This is a genomic window from Amycolatopsis melonis (genome assembly GCF_040064235.1).
Classification (GTDB): Bacteria; Actinomycetota; Actinomycetes; order Mycobacteriales; family Pseudonocardiaceae; genus Amycolatopsis; species Amycolatopsis melonis.
On record NZ_JBDZYD010000021.1, the window covers coordinates 35,011 to 50,782 of the forward strand.

Genomic DNA, 15,772 nt, shown 5'->3' on the forward strand with positions numbered 1-15,772 from the left:
CTTCGTCACCTTTCCGGGGAGATCGCTTGCCGACGGCGACGCACTGCCGTGCGGGCCGAAGTCACGATGTTGGGGAGCAGGACCGACACGATGAGCAGCACGCCGGTCACGATGTTGAGGGCTTCGTTGGACACGTCCTGCAGGCGCAGCGCGTTCTGCAGGGACGCCAGCAGGACCACCCCGGCGAGCACCCCGGGCAGGGTGCCCTTGCCGCCGAAGATGGACACGCCGCCGAGCAGCACGGCGGCCACGACGGCCAGTTCGAGGCCGAAGCCGTTGTCGGCGCGGGCACTGGAGTACCGCAGGGTCCACAGCACCCCGGCGAGGCCCGCGACCGCGCCGCTGACGACGTACAGCCAGAACTTCAGGCGCCCGGTGCGGATGCCGGCGAACCGCGCGGCCTGCTCCCCCGCCCCGGCCGCGAAGACGCTGCGGCCGACCGGGGTCGCGTGCAGCACGATCCCGAAGAGCAGAGCCAGCACGACCAGCGGGATCAGGACGTTCGGGATCGGCCCGTCGCCGATCGTGCCGGTGACCCAGCTGGTGTACGCGCGCGGGAAGTCCGCCACCGCGTTGTCCCCGAGCACGACGAACGCCAAGCCGCGATAGAGGGCCAAGGTGCCGATCGTGACCGCGAGCGAGGGCAGTTTCAGCACGGTGACGAAGAAGCCGTTCAGCGCGCCGAGGACCGCGCCGAGCACGAGGCACAGCGGGATGATCGACTCGATCGTCATCCCGGCGTCCCACAGCGAGCCCATCACCGCGGAGGTCAGGCCGAGCGTGCTCGCCACCGACAGGTCGATCTCGCCGGTGACGATGACGAACGTCATCGGCAGCGCGACCAGCGCGATCGGCAGCAGGTCGAGCAGCAGGAAGGTGAAGTTGCGGCTGGTGCCGAAGTTCTCGACGGCGCCGGAGGCGACGACCAGGACGAGCACCGTCACCACGATGACCGCGGTGTCCCAGCTGAGCAGCCGGCTTCCCCGTTCAGACATGGGAGTCCCTCTTCTTCAGTGCCTTGGCGACCCGGACGGCCACGAGCCGGTCGGCGCCGATGGCCAGCAGGATCAGCGCGCCGACGATGGCCTGCTGCCAGAACTGGTTGATGTCGAGCACCGCCAGCGCGCTGCCGATCACGGTCAGCAGGAGCGCGCCGAGGCCCGCGCCCCAGACCGAGCCGCTGCCGCCGAACACCGCGACCCCGCCGACGACCGCCGCGGCCACGACGTTCAGTTCGTAGCCGGTGCCGGCCGCGGCGTCCACGGTGCCGAACCGGGCGGCGAACAGGACCCCGGCCAGGCCCGCGAGCGCGCCGCTGACCAGGAACGCCGCGATGGTGTTGCGGCCCACCCGGATGCCGGCCAGCTGGGCGGCCTGCGGGCTGGACCCCATCGCGTACAGCTGCCGCCCGGCCGGGTAGCTGCGCAGCACGATCCCGGCGAGCACCAGGACCAGCAGTGCGATGAGCACCAGCCACGGCACGCCGAGCAGCGACGCCGTGCCGAAGTCGAGGAAGGACGCGGGCAGCTTGTCGGCGTTGATCTGCCGTCCGCCCGCCCAGAAGTAGCTGACCCCGCGGTAGGCGTACAGCGTGCCGAGGGTGACGACCAGCGCGGGCACCTGGCCGAAGCGGACGAGGACGCCGTTGAGCAGGCCGCAGACCGCGCCGAGCGCGAGGCCGGCGAGGATCGCGACGATCACCGGCAGGCCCGGGTTGTCCTTCATGAGCGTGCCGGCCGCGAACGCCGAGAGGCCGAGCACCGAGCCGACCGACAGGTCGATGTTGCGGGTGATCATCACGATCGCCTGCCCGACGGCGAGCACCGCCAGGATCGCCGTCCCGAGCAGGATGTCGCGGATGCTCTGCCCGGACAGGAACCGGGAGTTCTGCGTCGCGGTGAACGCGACCAGGACGACGAGCGCGAGCACGATCCCGGATTCGCGCGCCTTCAGCACGTTCGCCGTCCACGACCGTCGCGAGTGGACAGTGGCCGGCGCGGTCACGGGAGCCTCCTTGGTCGCGGTCATGCGGCGGCTCCCTGGCCCATCGCGGCGAGCATGACGGCGTCCTCGGTCGCGTCGGCCCGCAGCAGCTCGGCCACGATCCGGCCCTCCCGCATCACCAGCACGCGGTCGGCCATGCCCAGCACCTCCGGCAGTTCCGAGGAGACCATCACGATGGCGACGCCTTCGGCGGCCAGCTGCGACATCAGCCGGTGCACCTCGGCCTTCGTGCCGACGTCGATGCCGCGCGTGGGCTCGTCGACGATCAGCACCTTCGGCGCCATCGCCAGCCACTTGGCCAGCACGACCTTCTGCTGGTTGCCGCCGGAGAGCGTGCCGACGGGGTCGCCGAGGCGGCCGTACTTGGTGCGCAGGCGCTCGGTCCAGCGGCGGGCTTCCCGGCGTTCGCTCGCCCCGGTCAGCAGGCCGAGCTTCGCCAGGGCACGCGACCGCGGCAGGGTCACGTTCCGCTCGATCGACAGGTCCATCACCAGGCCCTGCTGGCGGCGGTCCTCGGGGACCAGCGCCATCCCGGCGGCCATCGCGGCGCGGGAGGAGTGCGGCTTGAGCTTCTTTCCGCCGACCTTGACCACGCCCGCGTCGCGTTCGTCGACGCCGAAGACGGCCTGCACGACCTCGGAGCGGCCGGAGCCGACGAGCCCGGCGAAGGCGACGATCTCCCCGGCGCGCACGGAGAAGGAGATGTCGCGGAAGACGCCTTCCCTGGCCAGGCCCTCGACTTCGAGGACGACCGCGCCGGGTTCGACGTCCTGTTTGGGGAACAGCGCGTCGAGGTCCCGGCCGACCATGCGTTTGACCATCTCGTCGACGGTGACGTCGCCGAGGGCGTCGGTCGAGACGTGCCGCCCGTCGCGCAGGATCGTCACGCGCTGGCAGAGCGCGGTGATCTCCTCGAAGCGGTGGGAGATGAACATGATCGCCGCGCCTTCCCCGCGCAGCGTCCGGGCGACGGCGAAGAGCCGGTCGACCTCGACCTGGGTGAGCGCGGCGGTCGGCTCGTCCATGACCAGGACGCGGGCGTCGGCACTGAGTGCCTTGGCGATCTCGACGATCTGCTGGTCGGCGATGGACAGCCCGCGCGCGGGCCGGTTCGGGTCGATGCGGACGCCGAGGCGGGCGAAGAGGCGTTCGGCCTCGGCGCGGATCGCCGCCCGGTCGATCCGGCCCAGGCTCCTGCGGGGATGGCGGCCCATCACGATGTTCTCCGCGACGCTCAGGTCCGGGAACAGCGTGGGTTCCTGGTAGATCACCGCGATGCCGGCGGCCTTCGCGTCGGCCGGGGAACCGAACTCGACCGGCTGCCCGTCCAGCAGCAGCGTGCCTTCGTCGGGCTTGTGCACCCCGGCGAGCATCTTGACGATCGTGGACTTACCCGCGCCGTTCTCCCCCACCAGCGCGTGCGCCTCCCCGGCGTGGAGGCCGAAGCTCACCCCGGCGACCGCCGCGACCGCGCCGAACGACTTCGTCACGCCCCGCACCTCCAGCAGCGGGCCTGGCGGGTTCTGCCGCGTCATTGCGACCTCCGGGATTGAAAGGTTTCACAAAAGTGGTGCGGTGAAGCTACTATGCGGCGGAAGAGGAAGTCAATGCATCGGCGAAGTCGTGGCCAAACGGCGTCTCCACCAGGTTGTTCGTGGTGATGTTACGTTTCAACGAGGGAGTGGGATTGGTGCTCAAGGAGCCCGGAGCCGAGCCGCGGGCGGCGGGCATCAAGGACGTCGCGGCGGCCGCGGGCGTCTCGCTCGGCACGGTGTCCAACGTGCTCAACCGGCCCGACCGGGTGAGCCCGGCGACCCGGGCGAAGGTCGAGGCCGCGATGGCCGAACTGCGGTTCGTGCGCAACGAATCCGCGCGGCAGCTGCGCGCGGGACGCAGCCGCGTGCTGGCCTACGTCATGCTCGACGGCAGCAACCCGTTCTTCACCGACGTCGCCGCCGGCATGGAGGACGCCGCCGAGGCGAGCGACCTGTCGCTGTTCCTCTGCAACAGCGCGCACCGGCCCGCGCGCGAGGCGGCCTACCTCGGACGGCTGGAACAGCAGCGGGTGCAGGGCATCCTGATCACGCCGGTCGACCCGGACCTGCCGCTGCTGGGCGAGATCGCGCGCCGCGGCACGCCGGTGGTCGTCGTCGACCGCACCCCCGGCGACACCACGCACTGCTCGGTCGCGGTCGACGACGTCCACGGCGGCGAAATCGCCGTCCGGCACCTCATCGAGCAGGGCCACGAGCGGATCGCGTTCATCGGCAACCACACGTCGGTCGGCCAGGTCCGCGAACGCCGTCTCGGCGCGCTGCGGGCCCTGGCGGCCGCCGGCCTCGGCCCGGACCACCTGGTCGACCTGACGACGACGGCCCTGACGGTGGCCGACGGCCGCGGCGCGGGCGAGCGGCTGGCGGGCCTGCCCGCCCCGGTCCGCCCGACGGCGGCGTTCTGCGCCAACGACCTGGTGGCGCTGGGGCTGCTCCAGACGTGCGCGAGCCTCCGCATGCGCGTCCCGGACGACCTGGCGATCATCGGCTACGACGACATCGAGTTCGCGGCGGCGGCCGCGGTCCCGCTCACCTCGGTCCGCCAGCCCCGCCGCAGCCTCGGCCGCACGGCCGCGGAACTCCTGCTGGCCGAGACCACCGAACCGGACCACGAGCACCGTCAGGTGGTCTTCACCCCGGAGCTGGTGGTCCGCGCCTCCACCCTCCGCTGACCGGACGTCCTGAACGACTCTTTCATGACGCCAGGCGAGGTGAACGACTCTTTCATGACGTCTCGGCGGTGAGGATCTCGGCCAGGACCGCGGCCTGGCTGATCGGGGGTGAGCCGCTGGCCGTCAGGAGGGTCAGGGGGCCGTTGCCGGCCAGCTCGCGGAGGCGGTCCAGTGCCGCGCGGCGGTCCGGCTCGCGCAGCTCCGCGCGGTAGCGCCGGGCGAACTCGGCGAACCGGTCCGGGTCGTGGCCGTACCAGGTGCGCAGCTCGTCGGACGGGGCCAGGGTGCGGTACCAGCCGTCGAGGACCACCGCCGTGCGGGCCGTGCCGCGGGGCCAGAGCCGTTCCACGAGCACGCGGACGCCGTCGGCGGGCCCGGCCGGGTCGGTCAGGCGCGCCACCCGGACGACCGTCGGCTGCATGCGCGCATTCTGCGTCGCGCCCGCGCGGCCCGCCACTCGGCGGACAGAGCAGGGGACAGAGCAGCGGACCAGAACAAAGGGCCACCGCGGCGGTCAGGGGGGAGTGACCGCCGGGGTGGCCCTACCCCCAGCTCGTGCCGCCCGAGGGCGACAGCCGAAAATCCCTCGTTTCCGTCGGCGGCCGAGCCGGCCGTGGACATCGTCGGGGTGTGTCCTTCAGCCCCGCCAGGATCGCGGAGTAACCCTGCACCCCGCTTGCAGTACGCTTGCACGCCCGGCCGGGTGAACGGAGGTGACCGGGTGGAGTTCCGCGTCCTCGGCGCCGTCGAGGCGACGGCGGACGGCGTCCCGGTCGATCTCGGCTCCCGCAAGCAGCGGCTCGTCCTCGCCGTCCTGCTCCTGGAAGCCGGCCGCGCGGTGTCGCTCGACCGGCTCGTCGACCTGCTCTGGCCCACCGCTCCCCCGGCCAGCGCCCGCAACACCGTCCAGGCGCTGGTCTCGCGCATCCGGGCCGTCTTCCGCGCCGCCGGCGGTCCCGAGCTGGCCAGTGACGGCCGCGGGTACGTCCTGCATGCCGGCCCCGACACGATCGACGCCCACCGCTTCACCGCGCTGGTCCGCCGGGCCCGCGCGGCCGGCGACGAAGACGCCGTCACCCTGTTGGACGAGGCGCTGGCGCTCTGGCGCGGCGACGCGCTCGCCGGGGCCGCGTCTGCCGACGTCGCCGAGCGGCTGCTGGCCGGGCTGCACGAGGCCCGCTGGAGCGCGCTGGAAGACCGCATCGACGCGCAGCTGCGGCTCGGCCGCGGCCGGGACGTCCTCGCCGAGCTGACGGCGCTGGTCGCCGCGCACCCGCTGCGGCAGCGGTTCGTCGGCCAGCTGATGCTGGCGCTGCACCGCGAAGGCCGCACCGACGCCGCCCTCGCCGCCTTCCGCGCCCTGCGCACCCGCCTGGCCACCGAGCTGGGCCTCGACCCGGCGCCGGAGCTGACCCGGCTGGAAGCGGCGATCCTGGCCGCCGACCCGGCCCTGACCGCCACGCCGGAGCCGCCGCCCGAGCCGGTGCGCCCGGCGCAGCTGCCCCACGACGTCCGCGGCTTCACCGGCCGCGCCGCCGAGCTGGCCCTGCTCGACGAACCCGCCGCCGGGCACGGGCCGGACATCCGCGTGGTCACCGGCACCGCGGGCGTCGGCAAGACCGCCCTCGCCGTGCGGTGGGCGCACCGGGTCCGCGACCGGTTCCCGGACGGGCAGCTCTACCTCGACCTGCGCGGGTTCGACGCCGAGCACGAGCCGCTCACCCCGGCCGTCGCGGCCGCGCAGCTGCTGCGTGCGCTGGGCACGGACCCGCGGGCGATCCCGCCGGACCCGGACGGGCGGACGGCGTTGTGGCGCTCGCTGCTGGCCGACCGCCGGGTGCTGGTCCTGCTCGACAACGCCCGGGACAGCGCGCAGGTGACGCCGCTGCTGCCGTCGTCCGGCACCGTGCTGGTCACCAGCCGCCAGCGGCTCGGCGACCTGATCGCCCGGACCGGGGCTCGCCCGCTGCCGCTGTCGACGTTGCCGGCGGAGGACTCGCGGCAGCTGCTGGAGACCGTGCTCGGGCCGCCCGCGGTGGCCGCCGAGCCCGCCGCGGCGGCGGAGCTGGCCCGCCTGTGCGGGCACCTGCCGCTGGCCCTGCGGCTGGCCGCGGCGAACCTCGCCGCCGGGGAGACGTCCGGGATCGCCGAGCTGGCCCGTGAGCTGGCCGTCGGCGACCCGCTGGCCGGGCTGGCCGTCGACGGCGCCGAGGAAAGTGCCGTCACGACGGCGTTTTCGGTGTCGTACCGCGCACTGCCCGCCGAGCACCGGCTGCTGTTCCGGCGACTCGCGCTGGTGCCGGGCCAGACGTTCACCCCGCCGGTGGCCGCGTCGCTCGCGGATGTCGCCGAAGGCCGCGCGGGGCAGCAGCTCAAGGCCCTGACCGCGGCGAACCTCGTCGAGCGGCACCTGCCCGGCCGCTACCGCTTCCACGACCTGCTGCGCAGCTACGCGGCCGGCCGGGCAGCCGCCGACGACACCCCGGACGACCGCGACGCGGCCCAGCGGCGGCTCTTCGAGCACTACCTCGCGACCGCCGACGCGGCGGGCCGCCGGCTCATCCCGCACTTCCTGCGGCTGCCGCGGCCGGAACCGGAGCAGGTCTTCGACGGCACCGAGGACGCGCTGGCCTGGCTCGACACCGAGTGGCCGAATCTCGCCGCCGCCGTCGAGCACGCGGCGGCGCACGGCCCGCGCGAGTACGCCTGGCACCTGACCGACGCGCTGCGGGCGTTCTTCCACCACCGCGGTCACCACACCGAGTGGATCGACACGGCCACGACGGCACTGGCCGCCGCGCAGGACGGCGGCGACCGGCAGGCACAGGCGGCGATGCGGCTGTCGATCGCGCTCGCCGGGGTGAACAGCGGCCGCTACACCGAAGCCCGCGCGCACCTGACGACGGTGCTGGCCGACGGGCTGGCGGCGGACTGGCCCGCCGGGCGAGCCGCGGCGCTCAACAACCTCAGCGCGGTCCACCAGCGGCTCGGCGACGCGCACGAGGCGATCGCGTGCGGCCGGGAGGCGCTGCGGCTGTGCGAGGAGTCCGCGATGCCGGGCATCACGATGGCACTGGCCAACCTGGGGTTCGCGTGCGGCCAGGTCGGCGACTTCACCGAAGCCCTCGCCCACTTCGGCCGCGCACTGGAGATCGCCGAGCGCGACGGCGCGCGGTTCAGCGTGGCGGTGCTGCTGGTCGACCTCGGCCACGTCCACCGCGACCTCGGCAACGCGGCCGCCGCGGAGTTCTACGAGCGGGCACTGACGGCCAACCGCGAACTGGGTTACCAGTACGGCGAAGCGGCGGCGCTGTCCGGCCGGGCGGTACTGGAGGCCCGCGCGGGCGACGGCACCCGCGCGCTCGCCGACGCGGCGGAGGCGGTGGAGCTGACCCGCCGCATCGGCGACCGCGGCACGGAGGCGTCGGCGCTGGCGGCGTGGGGCGAGACGTGCCTGAGGCTGGGCGACGCGGCCGCCGCGGTCCCCCACCTCACCGCGGCCCTCGGCATCGCCCGCGAAACGAGCTTCGCGTGGTGCGAAGCGGCGGCGTTGACCGGCCTTGCGGAAGCCGCCGTCGCCCTCGGCGACCTCGAGCAGGCCCGCACGCACGGCGAAGCGGCGGTGAAGCTGGCGTCCCAGGCGGGCTACCGGCCCCTCGAGACGCGCGCTCTCGCCGCCCTGGACCCAGGTCCGTGAATGTGCCGTTCACGGACCTGGGAACCGCGGAGGTGACGGCGGGTCAGCAGGTGCCCGTGGGCGGGGCCGAGCACTTCGCGCGGGACAGGATCGTCGCGAAGTTGTCCTGGTAGGCCGCGCTGACGGCCGGGTTCTCGACCTTGATCAGGATCTCGTCGTTGTCACGTAGTGCCGCGCCGGAGATGTTGTGCGAGCCGGTGAAGACGATCGACCGGTTGCCCGTCTCGTTGTAGTGGCCGGTGTAGAGCATGTACTTCGAGTGGACCGTGATCCGGCGGTCGTTCACCGGGACGCTGAACCGCTTGAGCGTGATGTTCGCCTTGCCCTTGAGCGCGGCCAGTGCCGCGGTGCCCATCTCGTCGTAGACGATCCGGACCTTGCAGCCCAGCTTGGCGATCCGGGCCAGCTCGGTGACGACCGGCGTGCGCGAGTCGGCGATGTTCGCCTGCACCACGTTGAGCGAGCACCCCGCCTCGTACTTGGTGATCCACTTCAGCAGCTGCGCCCACGTGTCCGTGGCGAACTCCTCGGACGTGCCACCGCCCGAGTCCGCACGGGGCGAGAGGTAGCTGGTGACCATGCTGGCCGTGGACTTGAAGTAGCCGGCGTTGGCGTAGTAGTTGTTGTCCTTCTTCTGCGCCAGCATCTTCTGCATGTGCCCGAGGTAGAAGCCGTACAGGCCGGGGTCGCCGTAGGTGAGCAGGGCGTTGTTGAACATGTTGCCCTGCACCGAGGTCAGGTTGTACGAGCCGATGACGACGACGTCCTTCTTGCCCTCGGTCTCGGAGAACATCCACAGCTTGTCGTGGTTGATCGAGTGCGGGCTGCCGTCGTGGGCGATGCAGCCGGTGTTGTCGCCGCCGGTGCCGCAGAACACCAGCTGCGTGAGCCCGGCCGACTTGAGGATCGGCATCGCGGTGTTGGCCGGGTCGTCGTCCGCGCCGCCGTCGAGCGCGATCCGCACCTTGACCCCGCGGGCCTGCGCCGCCTTGATCGCCTCGGCGAGCGCGGGACGCGTCCAGCTGTAGAGGGAGATGTGGATCTCCGCGCCGGCCGGGGTGGCGTCGGCCAGCTGCACCAGCCGCGTTTCGATGGAGTGGTCGCGGTCGCCGTTTTCGGGCGGGTTGTTGAAGATCGCTTCCATGCCGCTGCTGTCGGCCGCCGTCGCGGCGGTCGCGGGCACCGCGAGCATCGTGCCCGCGACGGCCACGGCCGCGGCGAGCGCCCTGATCTGGGGAATCATCTCGCCAAGCTCGCAACCCGGCGTACAAGATACGTACACCGTGCGTATATAAGACCGTTTTCCCGCAATACGCGTGAAAAGATCATGGCACCGGGAAACCCACAGTGGACTCGCCGCGGGCAGCCGAATTCCCCTTGCCGGACAGTGGAAACCGCGGATAACCACCGCGGACGGCCGCACCACTTCCCACCAGTGCCGATCGGCCGTGGCGCAAGCTGTCCGTCGGGTCTAGAAATGACACCGTCCCTCGTTCCCGACATGGAAGGAATTGCTCGTGTCCGTCTTCATCGCCGTTCTGCTGGCCCTGGGTGCCGGGCTGCTCGTCGGCAGCCGCGTCCACACCGCACGGGACGCCCGCGCCAACTACACGGCCTCCCGCGCCCGCGCCGCCAAGGGGTTCGGGGAAATGATCCGGTCCGCGGTTTCCGCGCTGCTCGCCGTGGCAGGCGCCGTCGCGCTGCTGGTGATCCTGCTGAACGTGCTCCAGCAGCACGCCTGACCGCGAACCCGACTCATGGCGGGTTGTTGCGGCCCCGGCCGCAGAGGACGCTTCTCCTGGCTCCCACGGGCGGAGCCGGGAAAGGACTGCCTCCATGAGATCGAGGGTGCTTTCTGCCGCGCTCGCCGCGGCCACGGGCCTGCTGGGCGTCGCCGTCACCGCCACACCCGCCCAGGCCGCCGCGGCCTGCGGTGACCAGGTCGTCGGCAACGGCGGATTCGAAACCGGCACCGCGCCGTGGACCCAGAGCAGCGGGGTCATCTCCGCGGCCACCGCGGAGGAACCCGCGCACGGCGGGACGATGGCCGCCTGGCTGGACGGCTACGGCAGCACGCACACCGACACCCTGTCCCAGTCGCTGACCCTGCCCGCCGGGTGCGCCTCGGCGACGCTGTCGTGGTGGGCGCACGTCGACACCAAGGAGACGACGACCGCCACCGCCTACGACAAGCTGGTGGTCCAGGCCGGTTCCGACACCCTCGCGACCTACTCGAACCTCGACCGGAACACCGGGTACGTCCAGCGCACCGTGGACGTCTCGCGCTACCTCGGCCAGACGGTCACGCTGAAGATCACCGGCACCGAGGATTCGAGCCTGGCGACGAACTTCCTGCTCGACGACTTCTCGCTGACCACGGCCGGGACGTCGGCCTCCCCGGTCGTCACCTCGCCCGGTGCCCAGACCGGTGCGGTCGGCCAGGCCGTGTCGCTGCAGATCCAGGCCAGTGACCCGCAGGGCGACGCCCTCACCTACAGCGCGACCGGCCTGCCCGCCGGGCTGACGATCGGCGCGGGCACGGGCAGGATCACCGGCACGCCGACGACCGCGGGCACCTCGTCGGTGACGGTCACGGCCAAGGACCCGGCAGGCAACAGCGGCAGCGCCACCTTCTCCTGGACGATCACCGCGGCCCCGGCCGACGGGACGCGGACGCCGATCAACCCCGCCTACACCGTCAACCTGACGTCGAACACCGCGGGCGACACCTGGACCGGCCACCAGAGCGTCGGCTTCACCAACGGCTCGGCGACCGCGCTGCCCGAGGTGTACCTGCGGTTGTGGGACAACTACCACGGCAGCTGCCCGTCGACGCCGATCACGGTCACGAACGTCACCGGCGGCACGCCGTCGGCGCTGAGCGTCAACTGCACCGCCATGAAGATCACGCTGCCCACGCCGCTCGCGCAGGGCCAGTCGGCGACCATCGGGTTCGACCTGAAGATCGTCGTGCCCAGCGGCGCGGACCGGTTCGGCCACGACGGCGCGTACAACATGATCGGCAACGCGCTGCCGGTGCTCGCGGTCCGCGACGGCGCCGGCTGGCACCTCGACCCGTACACCAACAACGGCGAGTCGTTCTACACCGTGATCGGCGACTTCGACGTCACGCTCGTGCACCCGTCGGCGCTGCTGACCCCGGCCACCGGCACGTCGACCGAGACGACCAGCGGCAGCACGACCACCACGCACGCGGTGGCGGCCAAGGTGCGCGACTTCGCGTGGGCCGCCGGGCCGTTCGCGAAGATCACCACGACGTCCGGCAAGGGCGTGCGGGTGAACGTCTACTCGGTCAGCGGGATCTCCACCAGCAGCGCGAACTCGATGCTGTCGCTGGCCGCGGACGCCGTCGACGTCCACTCCGGCCGGTTCGGCGACTACCCGTACGGCGAGCTGGACGTGGTGCTGGACAACAACTTCTGGTTCGGCGGCATGGAGTATCCCGGTTTCGTGCTCGACCTCGTGTCGAACACCGCGCTGCCGCACGAGATCGCCCACCAGTGGTGGTACGGCATCGTCGGCGACGACGAATACAACTCGCCCTGGCTGGACGAGAGCTTCACCGACTACGCCACCGATCTCTACCGCGGGATCACCGGCAGCGGCTGCGGCATCACGTGGCAGTCGAGCGCGGAGAAGCTGACCAACTCGATGGCCTACTGGGACGCGCATTCGTCGCGGTACTCGACGGTGGTCTACGGCTACGGCAAGTGCACCCTGCACGACCTGCGGCGGCTGATCGGGGACACGGCGATGGCGAACCTGCTGAAGTCGTACGCGCAGTCGCACTGGTACGGCGTCTCGACCACGGCCGAGTTCAAGGCCGCGGCACAGGCGGCGGCCGGGTCGACGGACCTCACGTCGTTCTGGGCTTCGCATCGCGTGGAGGGCTGAGCAGACCCCGTTTTCCACGCTACCGGAGGGCACCGACAAAACCGGTGGAGTTCCCCGTCCGCGTCCGCCATCGTGGGGACGTGGACGGGGAACGGCTGTTTTGCGGCACGGCGCTGGCCGGGCGGATCGAACGCGCCGAGGTCCGGCTGGTCGTCGAGGCGGGGGCCGGCTCGCGGGCCCGGCGGGGCGACGGGTTCGCCCGCCCGCTCGCCGGGGGTGTCGCGAGCCTCGCCGAGCCGGATTCGCCGTTCACCAAGGTCGCCGGGCTCGGCTTCGGTGGCCTTCCGGACGCCGGTGCCCTCGACGAGATCGAGGCCGCCTTCGCCGCGTCCGGCACCCCGGTGCAGGTCGAGCTGTGTCAGCTCGGCGACGCCGCGGTCGGTGCCTTCCTGACCGCACGCGGGTACCGCCTGGAGTCCTACGAGAACGTGCTCGGGCGCCGGGTCGGCGACACAGCGTTTCCCAAGGACATCCGGCCGGTGCGCGACGACGAGCTGGAAACGTGGCTGGCCAAGGTCGCCGACGCGTCCGCCGTCGCCGATACCGAAGGCCTGCCCGCGCACGAGGACTTCCCGCGGGAGACGCTGGTGAACGCGCTGCGGGACATGACCGGGGTCCGCCGGTACCTGGCCGAACGCGACGGCGAGTTCGCCGGCGGCGCGAGTTTCCGGGTCACCGACGGGATCGCGCAGTTCACCGGCGCCGCGACCCTGCCGTCCCACCGGCGCCGCGGCGTCCAGACGTCGCTGCTGCGGGCGCGGCTGGCGGCGGCCGCGGCGGCCGGGTGCGACCTCGCGGTCGTCACCACGCAGCCGGGCTCGAAGTCGCAGCAGAACGTCCAGCGGCAGGGGTTCGACCTGCTCTACGCGCGGGCGATCCTGGTGAAGGGCACCGCCGCGACGAGGTCCTCCGGCGCGGACAGCCGCCAGGCCTCGTAGACCAGCTCGGCCAGCTCGTCGGCCTCGATGCCGTCGAGGTACACCACCACCCAGCCGAAGCCGCCGGCGGTGAACTGCACCTCGAAGACGTCCGGCCGCTCCGACACCAGCGCCAGCTGCTCGGCGATCTCCTGCTTGAGGCCGACGGTCCGGGTCCGCGGCCAGAAGTACCCGAACCGCTTGCCGCGCACGCTGAACGACGAGTAGTCGCGCGCTTCCGACCGCTCGACCTCCGCCAGCCTGCCGAGCAGCTGCTCGAGTTCCCGGACCTGCACCGTCACGTTCGTTCCCCCTGTCTCCGGCGACCACCGTAGCGCGCCGGTACGGTGCGGGACATGACCGAGCCCGTCGCCCGGCTCACCGGGCACGCCGTCACCGGATCGCGGCGGCTTTCCGGCGACCTCCGCGAGGCAACGCTCGACGACGAGCGGGTGGTGGTGGCCAAGCACGGGCACGCCCCCGGCGCGGCCGAAGCCGAGGCGGCCGGGCTGCGCTGGCTGGCCCAGCCCGGCGTGGTGCGGGTGCCCGCGGTGCACGGCTTCGACGAGAACTGGCTGGTCATCGACCGCGTCCCGGACGGACGCCCCTCCGCGGAGGCGGCGGAACGGCTCGGCCGCGGCCTGGCCCGGCTGCACGCGTCCGGCGCACCGGCGTTCGGCGCCGCTCCCCCGGACGGGCCCGCGGACGCGTGGATCGGCCTGGCCCCGATGGCCAACGTCCCGGGCGAGGACTGGGCGTCCTGGTACGCCGAGCACCGGGTCCTGCCGTACGTCCGCGCCGCGGTCGACGCGGGCACGTTCGGCCCGGCGGAAGCGGCGGTGTTCGAGCGTGCGTGCGAGCGGTTCGCGGCCCCGGCGGAGCCACCGGCCCGCCTGCACGGAGACCTGTGGAACGGCAACGTCCTGTGGGACGGCCACGAGGCCTGGCTGATCGACCCGGCAGCCCACGGCGGGCACCGCGAGACGGACCTGGCGATGCTGCACCTGTTCGGCTGCCCGCACCTCGACCGCGTCATGGCGGCGTACCAGGAGGAAACCCCGCTGGCCGACGGCTGGGCCGCGCGGATCGGGCTGCACCAGCTGTTCCCGCTGCTGGTCCACACTGTCCTGTTCGGACAGTCGTATGCCGGGCAGGCCGTGGCGGCGGCGCGGGCCGTTCTGGAACCGTTTCACCGGTTCGAGTGATGACAGATGTTCGACTGCCGGGCACTCTGGGGTCATGACCACCAACGCTGTGTGGAACGCCGAACCGGAGGCCCTCGCCGACCGGCTCGGTGAGCTGTTCGCGGAGATCCGGTCCAGGGAAGCGGAAATCGGCGCCATCCTGGTCGGGATCGAGCAGCGCGGCGTGATGGAGATGTTCGGATACCGTTCCGTGGCGCGGTTTCTGGAGCATCTGGCCGATCTGCCTCGGCAGGCTGCCGAGGTCTTGGTCAAGCGGGCTCGGCAGCTTCATCCCGGGCTTGCCCTTGATGGCACTCCTATACCTCCCTTGGCTCCCGAGGTCGCTTCGGTGGCCCGCGAAGGACGCTTAAGCGATCCGATGATCGATACGATCGTCACCGTGTTGCGGGATGTTCCGCCTGAGCATCGTGATCGGGTTGAGCAGGACCTGCTGAGCTTCGCCGCTGATGCCGGGCACAAGCAGGTCGCGACCCTTGGTGCGCGGATTCTGGCCCACCTTGTCCCGGACGGGCAGGAACCGGCCGAGACCGAACCCGCCCGCCCGGACCGTGAGTTATCGTTGCGGCGCAAGAGATCCGGGGTATGGGAGCTGCACGGCCGGTTCGACGACGAGACCGGGACCCGGGCCAGTGCGGTGCTGGATGCCCTGGCCCAGCGCCGCTCCACCGACGAAGGCCCGGATCTACGATCGCCGCTGGAACGCTACGGCGATGCGTTCTCCGATGCGATGGATCTCGCAGCCAACTCGCCGGAGCTGCCGATGCAGGCTGGTGAGCGGGCGCATGTGATGGTCGCGATCTCGCTGGAAGACTTGAAGACCGGTATCGGCAAGGCTCTGCTCGGTGATACCGGGACGATTTCTGCCGCCGAGGCGCGGCTGCACGCTTGCGACTGCATGGTCATCCCGGCGGTGCTGGGTAGCCACAGTGAGCCCCTGGATGTCGGGCGGTTGCGGCGGCTGGTTCCACCCGGGATCCGGCGGGCGTTGTATCTGCGGGACCGCGGGTGCGCGTTCCCGGGCTGTCATCGGCCGCCACGGCATTGCCAGGGTCACCACATCCGGCACTGGTCCGAAGGCGGCCCTACCGAGCTGGGGAACCTGGTCCTGATGTGCGCCCACCACCATCGGCTGCTGCACCGGTCTGGGTGGGACGTGCGGATCGCGGCCGACGGCCTACCGGAGTTCCTGCCACCAGTGTGGCTGGACAGGCGCCGAAAACCCCGGCGCAACAACCTCCACGAACCGCTGCCCTTCGCAGCGTGACGGGACAGGCCCGCAGCCACACGGCTACGGGCCTACACCCACGCG

Annotated in this window: 13 protein-coding genes; 7 read left to right on the top strand and 6 right to left on the bottom strand. The window is 72.1% G+C overall.

Annotated features, from left to right (window positions below; genetic code table 11):
- Nucleotides 1-5: 5 nt before the first annotated feature.
- From ABJI51_RS41310 to ABJI51_RS41320, 3 genes are read right to left on the bottom strand one after another with little or no spacing between them, the layout of a single operon-like run.
- A complete protein-coding gene (locus ABJI51_RS41310; RefSeq protein ID WP_348956652.1) occupies nt 6-995 on the bottom strand; it encodes an ABC transporter permease in 990 nt (329 codons plus the stop codon).
- A complete protein-coding gene (locus ABJI51_RS41315; RefSeq protein WP_348956653.1) occupies nt 988-2,028 on the bottom strand; it encodes an ABC transporter permease in 1,041 nt (346 codons plus the stop codon). The genes ABJI51_RS41310 and ABJI51_RS41315 overlap by 8 nt, the downstream gene beginning before the upstream one ends.
- The gene (locus ABJI51_RS41320) at nt 2,025-3,539 is read right to left on the bottom strand and encodes a sugar ABC transporter ATP-binding protein (RefSeq protein WP_348956654.1); all 1,515 of its coding nucleotides are present in this window, start codon (nt 3,537-3,539) and stop codon (nt 2,025-2,027) included. The genes ABJI51_RS41315 and ABJI51_RS41320 overlap by 4 nt, the downstream gene beginning before the upstream one ends.
- A 152-nt stretch (nt 3,540-3,691) precedes the next feature.
- Here ABJI51_RS41320 and ABJI51_RS41325 point away from each other — a divergent pair, with 152 nt between their 5' ends.
- Nucleotides 3,692-4,729 carry a LacI family DNA-binding transcriptional regulator gene (locus ABJI51_RS41325; RefSeq protein ID WP_348956655.1) on the top strand — a complete coding sequence of 346 codons (1,038 nt, stop codon included), beginning with the start codon at nt 3,692-3,694 and terminating at the stop codon, nt 4,727-4,729.
- A gap of 52 nt (nt 4,730-4,781) precedes the next feature.
- Here the strand turns inward: ABJI51_RS41325 and ABJI51_RS41330 are convergent, their stop codons facing one another.
- Nucleotides 4,782-5,150: a DUF488 domain-containing protein gene (locus ABJI51_RS41330; protein WP_348956656.1), complete on the bottom strand. Its 369-nt coding sequence runs from the start codon at nt 5,148-5,150 to the stop codon at nt 4,782-4,784.
- Between the two features lie 300 nt (nt 5,151-5,450).
- Between ABJI51_RS41330 and ABJI51_RS41335 the strand changes: the two genes are divergently transcribed.
- Complete coding sequence (locus ABJI51_RS41335; RefSeq protein WP_348956657.1) at nt 5,451-8,426, top strand: AfsR/SARP family transcriptional regulator; 2,976 nt, start codon at nt 5,451-5,453, stop codon at nt 8,424-8,426.
- A 43-nt stretch (nt 8,427-8,469) separates the two neighbouring features.
- Here the strand turns inward: ABJI51_RS41335 and ABJI51_RS41340 are convergent, their stop codons facing one another.
- Nucleotides 8,470-9,669: a phospholipase D-like domain-containing protein gene (locus ABJI51_RS41340; protein ID WP_348956658.1), complete on the bottom strand. Its 1,200-nt coding sequence runs from the start codon at nt 9,667-9,669 to the stop codon at nt 8,470-8,472.
- Nucleotides 9,670-9,943: 274 nt separating this feature from the next.
- Here ABJI51_RS41340 and ABJI51_RS41345 point away from each other — a divergent pair, with 274 nt between their 5' ends.
- The 3 genes from ABJI51_RS41345 to ABJI51_RS41355 all read left to right on the top strand — a co-directional run bounded on the left by ABJI51_RS41345 (nt 9,944) and on the right by ABJI51_RS41355 (nt 13,279).
- Nucleotides 9,944-10,168, top strand: a complete 225-nt coding sequence (locus tag ABJI51_RS41345) for a hypothetical protein (RefSeq protein WP_348956659.1) — start codon at nt 9,944-9,946, stop codon at nt 10,166-10,168.
- 106 nt (nt 10,169-10,274) lie between these two features.
- Complete coding sequence (locus tag ABJI51_RS41350; protein WP_348956726.1) at nt 10,275-12,341, top strand: putative Ig domain-containing protein; 2,067 nt, start codon at nt 10,275-10,277, stop codon at nt 12,339-12,341.
- Nucleotides 12,342-12,421: 80 nt separating this feature from the next.
- Nucleotides 12,422-13,279 carry a GNAT family N-acetyltransferase gene (locus ABJI51_RS41355; RefSeq protein WP_348956660.1) on the top strand — a complete coding sequence of 286 codons (858 nt, stop codon included), beginning with the start codon at nt 12,422-12,424 and terminating at the stop codon, nt 13,277-13,279.
- On the opposite strand, the gene ABJI51_RS41360 is transcribed toward ABJI51_RS41355, so the two are convergent.
- Complete coding sequence (locus ABJI51_RS41360) at nt 13,204-13,560, bottom strand: MmcQ/YjbR family DNA-binding protein (protein WP_348956661.1); 357 nt, start codon at nt 13,558-13,560, stop codon at nt 13,204-13,206. The genes ABJI51_RS41355 and ABJI51_RS41360 overlap by 76 nt on opposite strands.
- A gap of 54 nt (nt 13,561-13,614) precedes the next feature.
- Here ABJI51_RS41360 and ABJI51_RS41365 point away from each other — a divergent pair, with 54 nt between their 5' ends.
- Together ABJI51_RS41365 and ABJI51_RS41370 are read left to right on the top strand one after the other, a co-directional pair.
- Entirely contained in the window at nt 13,615-14,463 is an 849-nt protein-coding gene (locus tag ABJI51_RS41365; RefSeq protein ID WP_348956662.1) for a fructosamine kinase family protein, read from the top strand.
- Nucleotides 14,464-14,497: 34 nt separating this feature from the next.
- Entirely contained in the window at nt 14,498-15,727 is a 1,230-nt protein-coding gene (locus ABJI51_RS41370; RefSeq protein ID WP_348956663.1) for an HNH endonuclease signature motif containing protein, read from the top strand.
- Nucleotides 15,728-15,772: the final 45 nt, after the last annotated feature.